The 14932-nt window shown below is 63.8% G+C and carries 16 protein-coding genes and 2 riboswitches; of the genes, 9 read left to right on the top strand and 7 right to left on the bottom strand.

Annotated elements, in window-relative coordinates:
• The first annotated feature begins 1 nt into the window (after position 1).
• Complete coding sequence (locus BKY27_RS10020; RefSeq protein ID WP_084667925.1) at positions 2-1312, top strand: M16 family metallopeptidase; 1311 nt, start codon at positions 2-4, stop codon at positions 1310-1312.
• Between the two features lie 26 nt (positions 1313-1338).
• On the opposite strand, the gene BKY27_RS10015 is transcribed toward BKY27_RS10020, so the two are convergent.
• The 3 genes from BKY27_RS10015 to BKY27_RS10005 form a co-directional block, all read right to left on the bottom strand.
• Positions 1339-2529, bottom strand: a complete 1191-nt coding sequence (locus tag BKY27_RS10015; protein WP_071674331.1) for a winged helix-turn-helix domain-containing protein — start codon at positions 2527-2529, stop codon at positions 1339-1341.
• 81 nt (positions 2530-2610) lie between these two features.
• Entirely contained in the window at positions 2611-3516 is a 906-nt protein-coding gene (locus tag BKY27_RS10010) for a DMT family transporter (RefSeq protein ID WP_071674330.1), read from the bottom strand.
• Between the two features lie 112 nt (positions 3517-3628).
• Positions 3629-4075: a 6,7-dimethyl-8-ribityllumazine synthase gene (locus tag BKY27_RS10005; RefSeq protein ID WP_071674329.1), complete on the bottom strand. Its 447-nt coding sequence runs from the start codon at positions 4073-4075 to the stop codon at positions 3629-3631.
• A gap of 137 nt (positions 4076-4212) precedes the next feature.
• Positions 4213-4363, bottom strand: a riboswitch (FMN riboswitch).
• A 68-nt stretch (positions 4364-4431) separates the two neighbouring features.
• On the opposite strand from BKY27_RS10005, the gene BKY27_RS10000 reads away from it, so the two are divergent.
• Genes BKY27_RS10000 through BKY27_RS09985 form a run of 4 tightly spaced genes read left to right on the top strand, consistent with a single transcriptional unit; the run spans position 4432 to position 6413 of the window.
• The gene (locus tag BKY27_RS10000) at positions 4432-5058 is read left to right on the top strand and encodes an FMN-binding negative transcriptional regulator (RefSeq protein ID WP_071674328.1); all 627 of its coding nucleotides are present in this window, start codon (positions 4432-4434) and stop codon (positions 5056-5058) included.
• 52 nt (positions 5059-5110) lie between these two features.
• Complete coding sequence (locus tag BKY27_RS09995; protein ID WP_071674327.1) at positions 5111-5392, top strand: hypothetical protein; 282 nt, start codon at positions 5111-5113, stop codon at positions 5390-5392.
• Positions 5392-5991, top strand: a complete 600-nt coding sequence (locus BKY27_RS09990) for a glutathione S-transferase (RefSeq protein WP_071674394.1) — start codon at positions 5392-5394, stop codon at positions 5989-5991. Before BKY27_RS09995 ends, BKY27_RS09990 begins: the two co-directional genes overlap by 1 nt.
• Positions 5991-6413: a GNAT family N-acetyltransferase gene (locus BKY27_RS09985; protein WP_071674326.1), complete on the top strand. Its 423-nt coding sequence runs from the start codon at positions 5991-5993 to the stop codon at positions 6411-6413. Before BKY27_RS09990 ends, BKY27_RS09985 begins: the two co-directional genes overlap by 1 nt.
• Before the next feature lie 3 nt (positions 6414-6416).
• Here the strand turns inward: BKY27_RS09985 and BKY27_RS09980 are convergent, their stop codons facing one another.
• Positions 6417-7211 carry an outer membrane beta-barrel protein gene (locus BKY27_RS09980; RefSeq protein ID WP_233491813.1) on the bottom strand — a complete coding sequence of 265 codons (795 nt, stop codon included), beginning with the start codon at positions 7209-7211 and terminating at the stop codon, positions 6417-6419.
• Positions 7212-7366: 155 nt separating this feature from the next.
• Between BKY27_RS09980 and petA the strand changes: the two genes are divergently transcribed.
• The 3 genes from petA to BKY27_RS09965 are packed head-to-tail and all read left to right on the top strand — an operon-like array spanning position 7367 to position 10117.
• Positions 7367-7945, top strand: coding sequence for a ubiquinol-cytochrome c reductase iron-sulfur subunit (gene petA / locus BKY27_RS09975; protein WP_071674392.1), 579 nt, complete (start codon positions 7367-7369; stop codon positions 7943-7945).
• 11 nt (positions 7946-7956) lie between these two features.
• Positions 7957-9300 carry a cytochrome b gene (gene petB / locus BKY27_RS09970; protein ID WP_071674325.1) on the top strand — a complete coding sequence of 448 codons (1344 nt, stop codon included), beginning with the start codon at positions 7957-7959 and terminating at the stop codon, positions 9298-9300.
• A 19-nt stretch (positions 9301-9319) separates the two neighbouring features.
• On the top strand, positions 9320-10117 hold the full coding sequence (locus BKY27_RS09965; protein ID WP_071674324.1) for a cytochrome c1: 798 nt from the start codon (positions 9320-9322) through the stop codon (positions 10115-10117).
• Positions 10118-10174: 57 nt separating this feature from the next.
• On the opposite strand, the gene BKY27_RS09960 is transcribed toward BKY27_RS09965, so the two are convergent.
• The 3 genes from BKY27_RS09960 to thiB are packed head-to-tail and all read right to left on the bottom strand — an operon-like array spanning position 10175 to position 13378.
• Positions 10175-10864 (bottom strand): thiamine ABC transporter ATP-binding protein, encoded by a 690-nt coding sequence (locus tag BKY27_RS09960; RefSeq protein ID WP_071674323.1) that lies wholly within the window; start codon positions 10862-10864, stop codon positions 10175-10177.
• A complete protein-coding gene (locus BKY27_RS09955; RefSeq protein ID WP_071674322.1) occupies positions 10851-12416 on the bottom strand; it encodes an ABC transporter permease subunit in 1566 nt (521 codons plus the stop codon). The genes BKY27_RS09960 and BKY27_RS09955 overlap by 14 nt, the downstream gene beginning before the upstream one ends.
• A complete protein-coding gene (gene thiB / locus BKY27_RS09950; protein ID WP_071674321.1) occupies positions 12392-13378 on the bottom strand; it encodes a thiamine ABC transporter substrate binding subunit in 987 nt (328 codons plus the stop codon). The genes BKY27_RS09955 and thiB overlap by 25 nt, the downstream gene beginning before the upstream one ends.
• Before the next feature lie 42 nt (positions 13379-13420).
• Positions 13421-13520: riboswitch (TPP riboswitch) on the bottom strand.
• Positions 13521-13776: 256 nt separating this feature from the next.
• On the opposite strand from thiB, the gene aroC reads away from it, so the two are divergent.
• Positions 13777-14889 carry a chorismate synthase gene (aroC, locus tag BKY27_RS09945; protein ID WP_071674320.1) on the top strand — a complete coding sequence of 371 codons (1113 nt, stop codon included), beginning with the start codon at positions 13777-13779 and terminating at the stop codon, positions 14887-14889.
• Positions 14890-14932 lie beyond the last annotated feature (43 nt).

The following is a 14932-nucleotide window of genomic DNA, read 5'->3' as shown; positions in this document are numbered from 1 at the left end:
CATGTTCCGCGTTATCCTGACGGCCCTTGCCGTGTTGACCGCCGCGCCCGCCATTGCGCAGGTGGATATTCAGGAGGTCACCTCGCCCGGCGGCATTAACGCCTGGCTGGTCGAGGATCATTCCCTGCCCTTCGTCGCCCTGGACATTCGCTTTCAAGGCGGCACGTCGCTCGATGCGCCGGATCATCGCGGCGCCACCTACCTGATGACCGGCCTGCTGGAGGAAGGCGCGGGTGACATGAACAATTCCGAGTTCGCGGCCCGGTCGGAAGCGCTGGCCGCCTATTTCGGGTTCAGCGCCTATCGCGATTCCATCGCGATCACTGCCCAGATGTTGACCGAGAATCGCGATCAGGCGGTGGACCTGTTGCACGAGGCGTTGGTGAACCCGCGTTTCGACCAGACCGCCATCGACCGGGTGCGCGGGCAGGTTCTGTCGATTATCGACTCCAACCAGCACGACCCGGCGGAACTGGCCAGTGCCGCGTTCTATGCACAGGCGTTTGGCGACCATCCCTATGGCTCGGCCGAAGAGGGAACGCCGGACAGCGTCAACGCCCTGACCCGCGATGACCTGATCGCCGCCCATCGGGGTGCCCTGGCACGAGACCGGGTGTCGGTCGGCGTTTCGGGCGACATCACCCCGGATGAGTTGGGCGTGCTGCTCGACCGGTTGTTGGGCGACCTGCCCGAAACAGGCGCGCCCCAGCCTGCGGATGCGCCCTATACCCTGAGCGGCGGCACGACTGTGATCGACTATCCGACTCCGCAATCGACAGCGCTTTTCGGTCACGAGGGGATCGAGCGCGATGACCCCGATTTCTTTGCAGCCTATGTGCTGAATCAGGTTCTGGGTGGGGGCAATTTCCGGTCGCGCCTGATGCAGGAAATCCGCGTGGATCGCGGGCTGACCTACGGCATCTCGACCTTTCTCGTGTTGTTCGACCATGGCCCGATGATGATGGGGCAGTTCTCGTCCTCGAACGATCTGGTGGCACAGGCGGTCGAGGTGCTGCGCCAGCAATGGGCCGATGTGGCCGAAAACGGCGTAGCGGAAGAAGAGCTGGAGGCCGCCAAGACCTACCTCACCGGCGCCTATCCCTTGCGGTTCACCGGGAATGAAAACCTCGCGGCGATCCTTGCCGGGATGCAGGCCGACCACATGCCGATCAGCTATATCAACACCCGAAACGACCGGGTGAACGCGGTGACCCAAGATGACGTGCGCCGCGTTGCCGCCCGACTGATGGACCCCGAGGGGTTGCGCGTCGTGGTGGTGGGGCAACCCGAGGGGTTGGAAAGCACCGACTGACCGTCGAATGACCCGCCCGCGCGCGCTCATTCGGGCGCGCGCGGCGCTTTCGAGCAGAGCCACTGCACGCTGTCTGCCCCGGCCAATCGCCCAAAACGCAACAGTTCCGCATCCAACCGGTCGGCGCGGGCGCGGGACAGGGCAACCCCCGGTTCCCGCCAGTGATTGAGAACGCTCAGCTTGCCCACTGACCGATCTGCCTTGACCTCGATCCTTCCGACGAAACGGGTGCCCTCAAGCAGCGGAAAAACGTAGTAGCCCCATTGCCGTTTCGCGGCGGGGACAAACATTTCGACGGTATAGTCAAAGCCGAAAAGCCGCTTCAGCCGCACACGATCCCGAATCGCCGGGTCGAACGGGTTGAGAATGCGCAGACGCCCGCTTGGCTTCGGCAGAGTTTGCAGGCGGGCTTCGATATCCGGGCAGGCCCAAGCCTTGGTCCAGCCGCCGTCGGCGCCCTCGATCTCGACCGGGACCAGCGATGCGCCGTCCCGCTCCAGCCACGCCGCCACGTCGCGCGGGTCCGTGGCATCCCAGAATTTTCGGATCTCGCCCGATGTTCCGAACCCCAACCGATCCAGCGCCCCGCGGCACAGCCAATCGACCTGCTCTCGATCAGGGATCCGGCGGGCCAGCAGGTCGGGCGCAAAGACCCTTTCGGCAAGATCGTAGTACTTGGTGAATCCATCGCGGTGGCTGGTGGCAAGCTCGCCTGCATACCACAGGTAATCCAGTGCCTTCTTGTGCGGCGGTCGTTGCCACATTGCGCGCGGGCCGTCGATCTGGGTATCGAAATCGCGGGTCGATAGCGGGCCTTCATCGGCGATGCGGCGTTTGACTGTCTCCAGCAACCCGGCCTCCAGCCCGCCACCATACCAAGACGAGCGCGCCGCCCTTTCTTTCATCCTGCGGAATTGCCGCTGCCACATCGGCAGGAACGCCATCGGCAGGATCGACGCGTCATGCGTGAAATGCTCAAAGAGCTGCCGCTTCCTGGCAAACACCTTGTCCAGCACCGGCTCACGATACTTTTGGTTCCGGCTCCAGAGGATATGGTGATGCGCGCGCGAGACGATCTGGATCGTATCCAGTTGCACGAACCCCAAAGACCGTATCATCGCATCTGTATCGAGCACACCGGGTGGCGCGTTGGCCAGGCCGTGGGCGTCCAGCCAGAGGGTTCTGGCATCACGATTTGAAATCTTGAGGGTCTGCACGGAACCTCGGCGAACTCTGCGGTGTTGCGATATGAATGACCTCCGTGCACCGGATTGGCAATCCACAAGGGCGCGCGGTGCTCAGTGCCACGGCTGGCGCGGGGCGGGCGGGGCGGCGGCAGGGCGTTGGGATCTCGGGGTCACGACCGTGATCACCCCGGCCAGAACGATCGCGGCCATGCCGATCAGGCTGATCCAGTCAGGAAAGACACTGAACAACAGCACGTCGAACCCAAGCGCCCAGATCATCCCGGTATAGTCGAACGGGGCAAGCTGCGAGACGGGAACGCGCGCGGCGGCCTCGGTCGCAAGGATCTGTGCCACACCGCCGAGAAGTCCGGCAAAGATCAGCGGCCCGGCCACGGCCAAGGTCATCGGCACCCATCCCAGCACATAGCTGGCAGCGCCGATCCCCGAACACACGACCGAAAACCAGAACGCGATGGTCACCGGGCTTTCCGTGCGCGTCAGGTTGCGAACCTGCACGCGCACCAGCCCCATGGTCGCGGCAAAGGCCAGACCGGCCCCGATCCCGATCAATTGCCCGGTCCCGGCCTCGGGGCGGACCAGCGAACTGGCCAGCATCAGGATCACCCCGCCGAAGCCCACTAGCGCGGCCCACAGGATGCGCCGGGTGATTTGCTCTCCCAACAGGATCGCGGCGGCTGGCAGCGAGATCAGCGGTCCTAGAAAGGCCAAGGCAGTGGCATTGGCAACCGGCAGGTAGCTGAGCGATATGAAGGACAGTGTCATCGAGATGCCGCCGAAGATCCCGCGCACGGCGTGCCCCTTGACCCGGTGCGTGCGCAATGCGTTCGGAAAGCGACCGCTCCACACCATGTAGATCACGATCGGAAGGATCGCGACGAAGGACCGCCAGAAGATGATCTGCCCAACCGGAATGGTCTGGGACAAGCCATGCACGGTGGCAGACATCGCGGCGAAGAAGCCGACGGACAAAAGGCGAAGGGCGATGCCGTTCCACATGAAATGGGTCTCGGGCTGGGGAATGCCCGATCACCATGCGCTCGGCGACAAACGGCCACAAGGGGGCCGGAAAAGGGCGCGACGTCACTTTGCGCCGCGCGCCTCGTATTGCTCAGGCGGCGACGTCCTGCACCAGCGACGCACGGGTGCGCAAAATGCCAAGGGCGGCTTCGGCGGCTTCGCGGCCCTTTTGTAGGAAATGCTCTTTGAAAATGCCGATGTGATGGTCGGTTTCCTGGAAATGGTGCGGGGTCAGCGACACCGAAAGAATCGGCACGCCGGTGTCCATTCCGGCACGCATCAACCCGTCAACGACCGCCTGCGCGACAAAGTCATGCCGGTAAATGCCGCCATCGACGACCAGTGCCGCACAGGCAACGGCGCCATAGCGCCCGGTCGCGGCAAGGTCGCGCGCCAGCAGTGGCATCTCGAACGCGCCGGGCACGTCGAAGACATCCACCTGTTCGGCGGGAATGACTTGGGCAAAGCCGGCAAGGGCCTGATCCACGATCTCTGAGTGCCAGTTGGCCTTCACGAACGCATATCGGGTGTGTGTCATTTCGCGATCTCCTTTCACTTTGGATGGCCGCTGACAGACACGAAAACCGGTTTCCAATTTTCGTTGCCAGCCGGGCCGGTGACACGTCACCCAAGGCGATCACGGGCAGGGACCGCGCCCGACGGGACACGCTCACTGCTCGTTCTCTTCCATCCGGACTGTGACCGTCGGCTCTGGCCTCTCACCAGATCTGCTGACCCCCCGGTCAGGCCGGGGGCGCTCGCGGGCTCGTGGATCTGTTGCCCACATACCGCCGGTGGGGAATTTCGCCCCGCCCTGAGAACATGGACACTTTTACAAGCTGGACCATCATGCACAAGTTGCGAAAACGACCAAACCACCCAGGATCCCGTCCGATGCACCCGAACCCGATCTACCGCAAGGAACCGCGCGACTTGCACATTGCCTATGCGCAGGACCGTGGATTCGGGATGCTGTCGGTGAATGGCGATCCGGCCCCGCTGGTGTCTCATGTTCCCTTCGTGCTGGATGCCGCGGGCAGAGAGGCCGACCTGCACCTTGTCCGGTCCAACCCGATCGCCCGCGCGGTGACCGGGCCCATGCCCGCCGTGATCGCCGTGGGCGGGCCAGACGGATACATCTCGCCAGATTGGTATGGCGACCCGGCGCAGGTGCCGACTTGGAACTATGTCGCCGTTCACCTGAGGGGCCTGTTGCACCCCTTGCCGGACGACGCCTTGCGCGCCTCGCTCGACCGTCTGACGGCAAGTTTCGAGGACCGCCTACTGCCCAAAACACCGTGGACGCTGGACAAGACGCCCGAGGATACGCAGGCGCGGCTGATGCGCATGATCCGTCCGTTCCGCTTCGAGGTGCAGGAGGTGGACGGCACTTGGAAACTGGCCCAGAACAAAAGCCCCGACGCGCGCCATGCAGCGGCGGGCCATCTGGCGGAGTCGGGCATCGGGCAGGAAACGGCCCTTTTGGCGGCCCTGATGATGGGTGTCTCCCAAGGGCAATAGACAGGGCGCATCCCGCATCCTACCTATAAGGTCAGGAAAGAGGAGAGATCCCATGCCCCTGCCCCTTCCGCCGCTTGCCGGCCTTGCCCTTAAATATGGCACCATCGCGCTTGCAGGCTATGCGCTGGCGCGGGCCACGTCGCACCGCCAACTCGATCAACGCCTGGAAGACATCATGGATGCCACCCCGGACGGCGCGACCCTGCGCACCGATGATGGACAAGCGAATGCCAGTTTCCGCTGGCGCCGCGCGTTTCGCCTCAACACCACCGGACGCGGACTGTCCATCGACGCCATTGCCCTGACCCGACTGAAAGTGAAAAACCTCAGATGATCACATTGCTGTCTTCGCCCGCCTCGCCCTTCGTTCGCAAGGTGCGGGTGGTTTTGCTCGAAACCGGTCAAGACGACGTTGCCCTGCAAGAGGTAACGACAACCCCCATGGCCACCGCGCCCGAGGTCGCCGCCGCCAACCCGGTCGGCAAGATCCCGGCGCTGATGCGCGACGACGGTCCCGCGATCTACGACAGCCGCGTGATCTGCCGTTACCTCAATGCCCGCGCAGCGGCCGATCTCTACCCCGAGTCCCACATCTGGGAAACCTTGACGCTGGAGGCCACGGCAGACGGAATCATGGATGCGGCCGTCATTTCGGTCTACGAGAAACGCGTGCGACCGGAAGAGTTTCGGTATCAGCCGTGGCTCGACGCCCAATGGGCCAAGGTCACACACGCGCTGGATGCACTGGAAGCCCGATGGATGAGCCATCTGCACGGTCCCGTTGACATGGGTCATATCGCCATCGGCTGCGCGCTTGGTTATCTCGATTTCCGCCACCCGGACAAAGACTGGCGGACCGGGCGCGATTCGCTGACCGCCTGGGAGGCCAAGTTCGCCGACCGTGCCGCGATGCGGGCAACCCTCCCGCTGTGATGCAGATCAGGCTGGCCAAAACCGCCGAGGACCGCGCCGCGTGCTTTGCGCTGCGCAAAGCGGTGTTCATGGGCGAGCAGAACGTCAGCGAGGCCGAGGAATGGGACGGTCTCGATGACACCTGCCTGCATTTTCTGGCCATCGACCAGACAGGACCGGCAGGGGTCGCGCGGCTGCTGCCCAAGGGGAACACCGCCAAGATCCAGCGCGTTGCCGTTCTGCCCGGGCACCGCGGCACCGGGTTGGGACGGCAGATCATGGAAACGGTGCTGGACCATGCCCGGCAGGCAGGGTTTCATCACGCCGTGCTGGATGCGCAGACCCACGCGCTCGGGTTTTACGAGGTGCTCGGGTTCGTGGCCCATGGCCCTGTCTTCGACGATGCCGGCATTCCACACCAAGCGATGGAGCGCGCGCTTTGACCCTCAGAACCGGTAGGTCACGCCGATATTGATGGCATGTGTCGTGATTTCCGTCTGCATCCTTCCGCCAGCTGTCAATGCGATGTCATGGCTGGAATAGCTGCCGTTATATTCGGCGAACACTGACCACCTGTCGTCGATTTCGTAGGACACACCGGCGATCAGCCGCAGGGCAGGCCCGGTATATTGATACTCGAAAGTCCGGTTACCAAGCGGTGTGATCACTTCGACATGGGGCACGGCCACACCGACGCCAAGGCCGACATAGGGCGTCCAGCGAGAGTCATTCGGCCAGCGCCGCAATCCGTTCAGGGTCAGCAGGTTCAGGCCGTCGGTCATTTCCAACCGGGAAAACCCGTTGACCGCCAGCGTCGTCGAATCGGCGTAAACCTTGGCATGGGTGAATTCCAGACCCCAGCCAAAGCGATCATCCACCCATCGGGTGTAGCGGACCCCGAAATACGGCGGCCATTCGGCGCTGTTCCCATCCCACCCCGCCGTGAAACCGGTCGATGCCCCGAGGCTGTCGGTAAAGTCGATCCGGCTGTCGGGGGCCATCTGCGCGCCGGTGTAAACGCTTAGGTCGGAGTCCTGCGCGTCAGCGACCGGAGCGGTCATCAAGACCACCGCAAGGGACAAGAGGCCAAGGAAGCCATTCCCCCTGCGCAGGCGGGCCGCGATGCGTGCGATTATCCGCGCCATACGGTTCCCTTTCGAGAAAGAGTGGTTTGCCACGTCAATATAGGGCAGATCCCGGCATTTCGACACCACGGCCAGATTGACCCCATGTTTTTGCACCGATGCGACAATTCGGGCCGTCTGCGCGCGTTTGTCCGCTGGACGTCAAGGCCCTTGCGCTTGTAGAAGGCGCCATATTGGCTGCGACGAGGTCCGCGGCCTCGCTAGCTTTTCTGGCCCGGGGACATGGGCCGTTGATGAGGGAGACGCTTTCGGTGTCACACGCAGAAGATCATCCCAGCACCCGCCGCGACTTTCTGTACTATGCCACCGGTGGCATGGGCATCGTCGCCACTGGTGCTGCAGTCTGGCCGCTGATCAACCAGATGAATCCGTCGGCTGACGTTCAGGCCGCCTCGACGATGCGCGTGGATGTGTCCACGCTTTCGGAAGGCACGCAGCTGACCGTCCTGTTCCTTGGCAAACCCATCTTCATCCGCCGCCGCACGGCGGACGAGATCGAAATGGGCCGTGCCGTCGAACTCACGGAACTGGTAGACGACAATGCGCGCAACGAGAATCTCGACGCAGCGGCACCGGCAACGGACGAAAACCGCACCATGGTCGATTTCGAGGGCAACAACACCGGCGAATGGCTGCTGATGCGCGGCGTCTGTACCCACCTCGGCTGTGTGCCGCTGGGGGATGGCGCCGGTGACTTCGGTGGCTGGTTCTGCCCCTGCCACGGCTCTCACTACGATACCGCAGGCCGGATCCGTCGCGGACCCGCCCCCCAGAACCTGCACATCCCGCCGGCGGAATTCGCCGACGCCACCACCATTCTTCTGGGTTAAGGGAGCGAGAAATGTCCGGCATTCCCCACGACCACTACGAGCCGAAGTCGAACGCCGAGAAGTGGCTGCACAGCCGCCTGCCCGTCGTCGGCCTTCTCTATGACACTCTGATGATCCCCACGCCGAAGAACCTGAACTGGATGTGGATCTGGGGCATCGTCCTTGCTTTCTGCCTCGCGTTGCAGATCGTCACCGGCATCGTTCTGGTGATGCATTACACCCCCAACGTGAACCTCGCTTTCGCGTCGGTCGAGCACATCATGCGTGATGTGAACGGCGGGTGGGCACTGCGCTACATCCACGCCAACGGCGCATCGCTGTTCTTCACCGCTGTCTATTTGCATATCTTCCGTGGTCTCTACTACGGCTCCTACAAGGCGCCGCGGGAAGTGACCTGGATCATCGGCATGCTGATCTACGTCCTGATGATGGGCACAGCCTTCATGGGCTACGTTCTGCCTTGGGGGCAGATGTCCTTCTGGGGTGCGACCGTGATCACCGGCCTGTTCGGCGCGATCCCGTTCATCGGGGAAGCAATCCAGACCTGGCTGCTTGGCGGACCCGCCGTGGACAATGCCACGCTGAACCGCTTTCTGTCGCTGCACTACCTGCTGCCCTTCGTCATTGCCGGTCTCGTGATCGTCCACATTTGGGCCTTCCACACCACCGGCAACAACAACCCAACGGGTGTTGAAGTGCGCCGCACCTCGCGCAAGGATGCCGACGCCGACACGCTGCCGTTCTGGCCCTACTTCGTGATCAAGGATTTCTTCGCACTGGCCGTGGTTCTGGTCGGGTTCTTCGCGGTTGTCGGCTTCATGCCGAACTACCTCGGCCACCCCGATAACTACATCGAGGCCAACCCGCTGGCGACGCCTGCGCACATCGTTCCGGAATGGTACTTCCTGCCGTTCTATGCGATTCTGCGGGCCTTCACCAACGACGTGTGGGTTGTGCAACTTGCCAGCTTCCTGACCGGTGGCATCGTTGACGCCAAGTTCTTCGGTGTGATCGCCATGTTCGGCGCCATCGTGGTGATGGCCCTCGTGCCGTGGCTTGACACCTCGTCCGTTCGGTCTGGCCGTTACCGCCCGCTGTTCAAGTGGTGGTTCTGGCTGCTCGCCGTCGATTTCATGGTGCTGATGTGGGTAGGTGCGCAAACCCCGACCGACTTCACCTCCTGGGTGTCGCTGATCGCAGCAGCCTACTGGTTCGCCTACTTCCTGGTGATCATGCCGCTGCTTGGCATCTTCGAAAAGCCGCTGCCGCAGCCAGCCACCATCGAGGAAGATTTCAAAGAGCACTACGGCAAGTCCGGGTCCGAAGGCGCCGCTGCGTCGACCCCGGCCGAGTAAAGAAAAGGACTGACATCACATGCTCAGGAAACTTGCACTCACCGCGCTGACGGCCGTTGCTCTTGCTGGCTCTCCGGCTCTGGCGGCTGGCGAAGGTGGCCATGTCGAGAACATTCCCTTCTCCTTCGATGGTCCCTTTGGCGCCTTTGACCAGAACCAGCTGCAACGCGGCCTTCAGGTCTACACCGAGGTCTGCTCGGCCTGCCACGGTCTGCGCTATGTGCCGATCCGCACCCTCTCGAACGAGGACGGCCCCGGCATCCCCGAGGATCAGGTCCGTGCCTATATCGACCAGAACTTCATCGAAGTCTGGGACGAGGACCTGCGCGACTACCGCACCGCCACGCCGAACGATAACTTTCCGCACAACACCGCCGCCGGTGCACCCGACCTCAGCCTGATGGCCAAGTCGCGCGCCGGGTTCCATGGGCCTTATGGTCTGGGGATCAACCAGTTCCTGTTCGGCATCGGCGGCCCGGAATACATCGTCTCGCTGCTGAACGGCTACACCGGCGAAGAAACGACCATGGCTGGCTCCACCCTCTACGAGAACCACGTGTTCGCCGGCGGCATGATCGGCATGCCCCCGCCGCTCTACGATGGTCAGGTGGAATTTGCCGATGGCTCGCCCAACGACGTTCATCACATGGCCGAGGACGTTGCCGCCTTCCTGATGTGGGCTGCAGAGCCGCATATGATGGCGCGCAAGCAGATGGGCTTCACCGCCGTTCTGCTGCTGATCATCCTCGCCTCGCTGCTCTACCTCACCAACAAGCGCCTGTGGGCGCCGGTCAAGCGGGCCGCGAAAGACAGCTAAACCTGTCAGCCGTCTGACATTGGAAAACGCGCCTCTCGGGGCGCGTTTTTCTTTTGTCTACAGCCACGGGGTCAGGGCCGGGGGCGGTGCCTCCAACATCGGGGCAAGTGCGCCATTCAGCGTGACGGCCCCGTCCTCCAGCAGGCACAGATCGGTGCACAGCCGCTCGGCGTCGCGCAGTTCGTGGCTGACCATGACCAGCGTCAACCCTTGGGCAGCGCACAACTCGCCGACCAATGCCAGCATCTCGCGTCGCAATCCGGGGTCGAGCGCGGCAAAGGGCTCATCCAACAGCGCCAGCGGCTTGTCCCGCAACAGCATCCGCGCCAGTGCCACCCGCGAGCGTTGACCGCCGGACAGATCACCGGGCGTGCGATCCGCCAAGCCCGACAGGCCGACCTGCTGCAATGCCTGGGCGACCGCCGCACGATCCGCCTCATGCAACCGCAGGCTTGGCACCACCCCAAGCGCCACGTTGTCAAAGGCCGACAGATGCGGAAACAGGTTGCCCTCCTGAAAAAGCAGGCTCAGCGGCCGGTCCGGCACCGGCCAATCCGTCACGTCCTGTCCGTCGATCCAGACCTTGCCCGAATCGGGCCGCAGGAACCCGGCAATCATGTTCAGCAGCGTCGTCTTGCCCCCGCCTGACGGGCCAAGCACCGCCAGCCGCGCGCCCCGCGCCACCGCCAGGTCCGCGTGCAGGCGAAAGCCGTCGAAGCTCCTGCTGACAGTTTCAAGTCGCAGCATTCACGCGGCCTCCTCGGTCAAAAATCCAGAACAGCCCAAGGCTCAGCGCCAAGAGCAGAACCGCCGCCGCCTGCGCATCATGGGTGCGGAACGACCCCATCAGGCGAAACATCTCCAACGGCAACGTTCCCTGTTGCGGGGCCGCGAACAGGGTGATGACCCCAAGGTCGCCCATCGACATGGCCGCCGCCAACCCCGCCGAGAACCCAAGGGCCCGCCGAATGCGTGGAAGCAGAACGTGCCGCATTCGCTGCCATCCACTCATCCCGAGGGACTCCGCCAGCCTGCCATAACCCGCCTCGGCCTCTTCGATCGCAGGCACCAACGCCCGCAACAGAAAGGGCAGCGCCGCCAGCGCGTTCACCAACCCCGTCACCGGCAAGGCAGAGCTTTGCGGGGCCATGTAGGGCCGCAACATCAGGAACAGACCGGTGCCGATGACCAATGGCGAAACCGCAATGGTCAGGGCGCCGATGGTTTCCAACAGCCCCTTCACGCGGCCCTTGGCGATCAGCATGGCCATCGGCAGGGACAGGGTCACCGCGACACCGGCCGTCGCCAAGGACAGCAGGATCGAGCGCAGAGCAGCCTGCCAGACCGTTCCCGGTAGCGCCCAAAGCCCGGCCGCGCCCTTGAGCAGGACAGCAAGGATCGGCAGCAGCAGAAACAGCGCCGCAAGGGCAATCGCGGTCCCGTCCACAAAACGGGTCAGCCGCCCCTGCCCATCATAGCGCTCGACCGGTCGATCCAGTCCGGTGCCCATGCCGCCTGGCACCCGCACCCACAAAACCATCGCTCCGGCAACGATACAGATCGCCACCTGCACCAAACCCAGCAACGCCGCGCGCCCAAGGTCGAACTCGTAGCGGAAGGCTTGGTAGATCGCGAGTTCCACCGTGGTGGCGCGTGGTCCGCCACCAAGGATCAACGCCACCGCGAAAGAGGTGGTGCAGATCAGGAAGATTACCAGAAACGCACCCGGCGCGACGGTGCGCAACATCGGCCATTCCATGTGCCGGGCAATGTCGCGCGAGGTGAATCCAAGCGTTGCAGCCAGCCGGAACCGTTCCGCCGGAATGGCCAGCCAGCCCTGCAGCAACAGGCGCACGGCCAGCGGCAGGTTGAAAAACACATGCGCCAGCACGACCCCATGCAACCCGTAGATCTCTATCCCCGGCAGGCCCACGGCCCCAAGCCCCGCGTTTAACACACCGCGGCGCCCGAAAATGGCCAACAGGCCCAGAACGGCCACGATAACGGGCAAGATGAAAGGGGCACCCATCAGCTCGATCAGGGTGGCCCGCCCGGCAAATCGCCGCCGCGCCAGGGCGCGGGCCACGGGAACGGCAAGCGCGACGCTGAACAGCGCCGACAGAATCGCTTGCCAGATGGTAAAGCGAATGGCCGACAGATCTGGCGGGCCAAGCGCCGTGACGCCCTCGGCCCGCCAGAGAACCGCCGAAAGTGGGCCCAGCACCGCCAAGAGGACAAGCACGGCCACCGCCGCGCCCATCCCCTCGGACGGCGTTACTGGCTGAGCGCGGCGCGCCATTCTTCCAACGCTTCGGGCCGAATGGCCTGTGACTGTTCCGGGCTGAACAACAGCGCCGTGTCCGGCATCACCAGAGTCTCGAACCCTTCCGGCAAGTCCGAGGCGGGCAGCGCGGCGGGATACATCCAGTTGGTTGTGGGAATGACCGACTGGAAGGCAGGGGTCAGCATGAACTCCAGGAACCGATGCGCCAGATCCGGTTGATCCGTGGTGTTGACAATGCCCGCGACCTCGACCTGCAAATAATGGCCTTCGTCGAAGGCGGCGACCGTGTGGCTGTCATCCTCTTCGGCGATCAGATGATAGGCGGGCGAGGTGGTGTAGGACAGCACCATGTCGGCCTCGCCGTCCAGATACAGGCCATAGGCCTCGGACCATCCGGGCGTCACGGTGACGATGTTGTCGGCCAGATCTTGCCAGATCGACGTGGCCTGGTCGCCATAGGCGGCCTTGACCCACATCAACAGGCCCAGACCGGGGGTGGACGAGCGTGGATCCTGGATCACGATGCGCAGATCGCTATCCGCCAACTCCCTGAAATTGCTGGGTACATTTTCCAGCGTGCGGCGGTGGACGAAGGCGAAGTACCCCCAGTCATAGGGGAGGAACTGCGGGTCATCCCACGATATGGGAAGGGTCAGACCCTCAGCCGAGAGGCCGTGATCGGTGACGAGGGCCATTTCACGGGCCTGGGCGATCAGGTTGGTATCGAGCCCGAGGACCACGTCCGCATCGGTCTGCGCGCCTTCCAGAAACAGGCGCGACAGCAGCGCCGCGCCGTCGCCTGCGCCGACGAATTGCAGGTCGCAGCCGCAGGTTTCCTCGAAGGCCTCCTCGATGGCCGGGCCGGGGCCCCATTCCGAGACGAAACTGTCGTAAGTGTATACTGTCAATACAGGATTCTGTGCCGCTGCTGCGCTGGCAACAAGGACAAATCCCGTGGCGATGATGGGTGTTTTCATTCTCACATCCTCCAATACGCGACGGGCGGTGGAGAAGTGGCGGGCGTGCCGCGAAACCTTCCCTCCGCCGGTCTTAACCGGTTCAGGTTCAACGGGTTCGCGTCATGCATCTCAGACCTTGCGGCCACCCCGAGGTACCCCGGCAGGTATCGTAGAACGGGCCTCGCGGCAAGGGCGGGCGGGGCGATTTCGGCCTGTCGCCGCCCGTACACCCCCCGTACACCCCTTGTGCACCCCCCGTACACCGGTTTGGCGATTTTCCGGGGGACGCCGGGTGCACCGCATTTCCCGCCAAAGACGGGCCGAGAGGCCACGCCCGCCGCATGGCGCGGCGATTGGGAGGTTGGAATCCGGCGCACATCGGGCTAACCGGAACACGCCAGTCTGGAGTTTGCCCCATGTCCATGAACAGTTTCGGTCATCTCTTCCGCGTCACCACTTGGGGCGAGAGCCACGGGCCCGCGCTTGGCGCGACTGTCGATGGCTGCCCGCCGGGCGTTCCGATCGAGGCCGAGGCGTTGCAGCATTGGTTGGACAAGCGAAAGCCGGGGCAGAACAAATACACCACGCAGCGGCGCGAGCCCGATCAGGTGGAAATCCTGTCAGGCGTGTTCGAGGGGCAATCGACCGGCACGCCGATCCAGTTGATGATCCGCAACACCGACCAGCGGTCCAGGGATTACGGCGACATCGCCGAGAAGTTCCGGCCCGGCCACGCCGACATCACCTACTGGCAGAAATACGGCATCCGCGACTATCGCGGCGGCGGGCGGTCCAGCGCCCGCGAAACCGCGGCGCGGGTCGCGGCGGGCGGCGTGGCGCGGGCGGCGCTGGCGCAGTTGGTGCCGGGGCTGACGATCACCGGGTATATGGTGCAGATGGGGCCGCAGGGCATCGACCGCGATAATTTCGATTGGGACCAGATCGAACAAAACCCGTTCTGGACGCCCGATGCCAAGGCAGCCGAGACATGGGCGACCTACCTGGACGCGCTGCGCAAATCGGGCGACAGCGTGGGCGCCGTGATCGAAGTGACCGTGCGCGGCGTTCCCGCCGGGCTGGGCGCGCCGATCTATGGCAAGCTGGACACCGACCTTGCCGCCGCGATGATGTCGATCAACGCGGTCAAAGGCGTCGAGATCGGCGAGGGCATGAACGCAGCCCTGCTGACCGGCAGCGCCAATGCCGATGAAATCACCATGGGGCCGGACGGGCCGACCTATAGCTCGAATCACGCGGGCGGCATTCTTGGCGGGATTTCCACCGGGCAGGATGTTGTGGTGCGGTTCTCGGTCAAGCCGACCTCTTCGATCCTGACCTCGCGCAAGACCATCACACGGTCGGGCGAAGAAACGGAAATCATCACCAAGGGACGGCACGATCCTTGTGTCGGCATCCGCGCGGTGCCCGTGGCCGAGGCGATGGCGGCCTGCGTTCTGCTGGACCACGTCATGCTGCATCGTGGCCAGATTGGGGCAAACCGGGGGCAGATCGGCACGAATCGTCCCTAATTCTACCTTTCTTTGCCCCTACCCTGTCCCAAAGGTTAGGTCG

The organism is Nioella nitratireducens, assembly GCF_001879715.1.
GTDB classification, from domain to species: domain Bacteria; phylum Pseudomonadota; class Alphaproteobacteria; order Rhodobacterales; family Rhodobacteraceae; genus Nioella; species Nioella nitratireducens.
This window is presented reverse-complemented; position numbering and strand designations above follow the sequence as displayed.

What these genes read in the sequence shown, in the direction of transcription:
- BKY27_RS10010 (WP_071674330.1), bottom strand. Translation starts at nt 3,516, where the DNA reads ATGTGGAACGGCATCGCCCTTCGCCTTTTGTCCGTCGGCTTCTTCGCC.
- thiB (WP_071674321.1), bottom strand. Translation starts at nt 13,378, where the DNA reads ATGAAAACACCCATCATCGCCACGGGATTTGTCCTTGTTGCCAGCGCA.
- BKY27_RS10020 (WP_084667925.1), top strand. Translation starts at nt 2, where the DNA reads ATGTTCCGCGTTATCCTGACGGCCCTTGCCGTGTTGACCGCCGCGCCC.
- BKY27_RS10005 (WP_071674329.1), bottom strand. Translation starts at nt 4,075, where the DNA reads ATGACACACACCCGATATGCGTTCGTGAAGGCCAACTGGCACTCAGAG.
- BKY27_RS09955 (WP_071674322.1), bottom strand. Translation starts at nt 12,416, where the DNA reads ATGGCGCGCCGCGCTCAGCCAGTAACGCCGTCCGAGGGGATGGGCGCG.
- BKY27_RS10000 (WP_071674328.1), top strand. Translation starts at nt 4,432, where the DNA reads ATGCACCCGAACCCGATCTACCGCAAGGAACCGCGCGACTTGCACATT.
- BKY27_RS09960 (WP_071674323.1), bottom strand. Translation starts at nt 10,864, where the DNA reads ATGCTGCGACTTGAAACTGTCAGCAGGAGCTTCGACGGCTTTCGCCTG.
- petB (WP_071674325.1), top strand. Translation starts at nt 7,957, where the DNA reads ATGTCCGGCATTCCCCACGACCACTACGAGCCGAAGTCGAACGCCGAG.
- BKY27_RS09995 (WP_071674327.1), top strand. Translation starts at nt 5,111, where the DNA reads ATGCCCCTGCCCCTTCCGCCGCTTGCCGGCCTTGCCCTTAAATATGGC.
- BKY27_RS09985 (WP_071674326.1), top strand. Translation starts at nt 5,991, where the DNA reads ATGCAGATCAGGCTGGCCAAAACCGCCGAGGACCGCGCCGCGTGCTTT.
- aroC (WP_071674320.1), top strand. Translation starts at nt 13,777, where the DNA reads ATGTCCATGAACAGTTTCGGTCATCTCTTCCGCGTCACCACTTGGGGC.
- BKY27_RS09965 (WP_071674324.1), top strand. Translation starts at nt 9,320, where the DNA reads ATGCTCAGGAAACTTGCACTCACCGCGCTGACGGCCGTTGCTCTTGCT.